This window comes from Microcella sp., assembly GCF_051860105.1.
GTDB lineage: Bacteria > Actinomycetota > Actinomycetes > Actinomycetales > Microbacteriaceae > Microcella.
On the sequence record NZ_JBHYEO010000047.1, the window covers coordinates 1 to 2,725 of the forward strand.

Genomic DNA, 2,725 nt, shown 5'->3' on the forward strand with positions numbered 1-2,725 from the left:
TGTCCACGATGTCGGGAGACAAGTGTCCACGATGTGCTGAAACCAGACACCGTCAGCCCCTCGTAGTGATTCCTGGCTGCGCCGCCGCTCCTGCGGCGCAGCGCGCTCCGCGCGACGAGCGCGGTCGTCGCACTCCGCGCCTCCCGGCTCACGCCGCACGAACCGCCGCTCCTGCGGCGCAGCGCGCTCCGCACCGTCCACGACGACGCCCCCGCAGCCCAACCTGTGGGGGCGTCGACCTCAGGAGAGGCTCAGTCTTCGAGGAAGGGCGTGATCTCGCCCTCGAAGGGCGGCGGCAACTCGATGACGCCCTCGACGAGCGAGACGATCGTGTTCCAGAAGCCGTCCGGGTGCTGCATGGCGTAGCCCGGCACGAGCCAGGCGTTGCCGTCGGCGTCCCACAGCAGCAGCAGCGTCGCCTCGGCGCTGTCGACTGTCACCGTCACCTGCTCGGGCTCGGGCAGCGGCGCGGGCTCGGTCGTCGGCTCGACGATCGGCTCCTCGCTCGGCTCGGTCGGCGCAGGCTCGGTCGGCTCGGGCTCGACGACCCCGGGCTCGGTCGGCGCGGGCTCGGCGGGCGCGCCGGGCTCGTCGACCGGCGACGAGACCGAGGTGTCGGGTGCGCCGGGCGCGGGCACAGCATCCCGCGCCAGACCCGACTCGGCGGCGAGGATGTTCATGCCGCCCTGGTAGTCGGGACCGCCCGCGCCGTACCAGCGGCCGTCGTCGAGGCGGTCGACCGCTTCGGTGGGCGAGACCGTGCCGAAGTCGCCGCGCTCGACGACCTCGATCGAGTGGCCGTAGGCCCAGGCGATCTCGCCGAGCGGGCTCCACGCCACGCTGTAGTCGATCGCGGTCGCGACACCGTCGACGACGAGGTTGGCGGTCGCCATCGTCTGCCAGGCGTCGGCCATGACGCGCACGTCGGCGGGCTCGACATTGAGGCCCATCTCCGCGAACAGCTCGGCGGCCTGCGACCGCGCCTCGGCCTCGCTCGGTGCGAGCGACTCGCTGGCGGGGATCTCGGGCGCGACGCACTCCTCGAACTCCTCCGTGCCGTTCTCCGTCTCGTAGCTCACCAGTTCGCAGACCGGCGCGGGGTAGGCGGCGGGGTTGTTGTACCACCAGTTGCCGGTGCCACTCCAGGTGACGGTGATGGAGGGGCCCGAGCCGTCTTCCGGGCCGACGACGTAGCTCGGCCAGGCCGGGTCGAAGTACGAGGTCTGCCCGACCGCGCCGTCGACACCGAACTGGTCGGCCACGTCGGCGAGCACCTGCTCGGGCGTGCCGACCCGCTGCAACTGGTACACGCCGCCGCTGCCGCCGTCGGTGCCGAGCCCGGGGCCGGCGACGTAGTCGTAGTCGATCCAGAGCGCGATGCGGGCCTCGTCGGCCATCGCCGAGGCCTCGGTGGCGCCGGGCGCTCCGGCTGCGGCCGCCGTGAACAGCGGGTCGCGCGGGGCGAACGGGTTCGCGATGACGAGCGAGCCCACGGCCACGGCCGCGACGGCGGTGAGCGACGCGCTCGCGAACCGCGTGGTGCGACCGTGGTTCACGAGTCGGGGAGCGCGCCGGGTCGGGGCGGAGGCGACGAGGTCGGGCGAGAGATCGGGGGCCGGGGCATCCGTGCCCGCCGATCGCCGCAGACGGTCGGTCAGGTTGTCAGCGTTGTCACTCATACCCGGTTTATGTCGCGCGGGCGCCCGATCTTTCACCGCCGCCGGAATCGGTGTCGCCCAGGGCTGCGGCGAGCGCCTTCCGGGCGCGGTGCAGCCGGATGCTCACGGCGTTCGCGCTGACACCGAGCGCGATCGCCGCGTCGCCCACCGAGAGGTCGTCGAGCACGACGAGGGCGAGCACCTCACGGTCGCGCGCCCCGATGGCGGCCCACGCGCGCGCGAGCTCGGCATCGGCGGTCACGAGCGACTCGGCCGAGGGTGCCGAGTCGGGCACCGACAGCAGGCCGAGCATCGAGGCACGGGCGGCGAGCCGGCGGCGATGGTTCGCCACCTGGTACGAGGCGATGCGGTAGAGCCAGGGCAGCTCCTCCCCCGGCGTCACCGTCTCGCGCTTGCGCCAGGCGATCGCGAAGACGTCGGCCGCGAGGTCGTCGACGTCAGCGCGATCGACGCGGCGCGCGAGATAGCGGCTGACGGCGGGAAGGTGCTGGGTGTAGATCGCCACGAAGGGCTCGCTCGACGCGGGCATGCCCCCCAGTCTGGCGGCGCGGCCCGTGCACAGGCACCCCAACGTTTCGCGCGTGTCGAACGTCACGGCGATAGCGTGTGCGCATGAGCGAGACCACCCCCGATCGCGCATGGGCCGGGCGCGTGATCTTCCCGCGATCCTCGGCCGAGCTGCGGCTCACGACGAGCTGCCCCGCCTGCTTCGTGCCCCTCACCTCGACGGTCTGCGCGAGCTGCGGCCTCGACCTGCGGCACCCGGCCGCGGCGGAGCTCGCGTCGTCGTCGGCGACGATCGCCGATGCGCTGGATGCCCGCCTCGACATCATCGGCCGCATGCGCCGTGAGACCGCTGCCGCCGCGGTCGCCGCACCCTCGGTCGCCGCGCCCGCAGCTGTCCCGGGCGCGGCGGCGTCGGCCGCGCAGCTCGCGGGCGCCGCCGACGCGGTGGCGTCGCCGCCCGCCGCTGCGGCGCCCGCGACCACAGGCGATGGGCGACGGCGCTCGGGCATCCAGATCGCCCTGATCGTCGTCGGCATCAG

3 protein-coding genes are annotated in these 2,725 nt (G+C 73.7%); 1 reads left to right on the forward strand and 2 read right to left on the reverse strand.

Annotated features, from left to right (window positions below; all coding sequences use genetic code 11):
* Positions 1–251: 251 nt before the first annotated feature.
* Complete coding sequence (locus ACTIE9_RS13325; protein ID WP_439566050.1) at positions 252–1,679, reverse strand: hypothetical protein; 1,428 nt, start codon at positions 1,677–1,679, stop codon at positions 252–254.
* A 7-nt stretch (positions 1,680–1,686) separates the two neighbouring features.
* Entirely contained in the window at positions 1,687–2,208 is a 522-nt protein-coding gene (locus ACTIE9_RS13330) for an RNA polymerase sigma factor (RefSeq protein ID WP_439566051.1), read from the reverse strand.
* Between the two features lie 83 nt (positions 2,209–2,291).
* Between ACTIE9_RS13330 and ACTIE9_RS13335 the strand changes: the two genes are divergently transcribed.
* A partial coding sequence (locus tag ACTIE9_RS13335) for a hypothetical protein (RefSeq protein WP_439566052.1) occupies positions 2,292–2,725 on the forward strand: 434 nt, incomplete at its 3' end.

Coding starts and splice junctions, on each gene's coding strand:
- ACTIE9_RS13325 (WP_439566050.1), bottom strand. CDS start 1,679: ATGAGTGACAACGCTGACAACCTGACCGACCGTCTGCGGCGATCGGCG.
- ACTIE9_RS13330 (WP_439566051.1), bottom strand. CDS start 2,208: ATGCCCGCGTCGAGCGAGCCCTTCGTGGCGATCTACACCCAGCACCTT.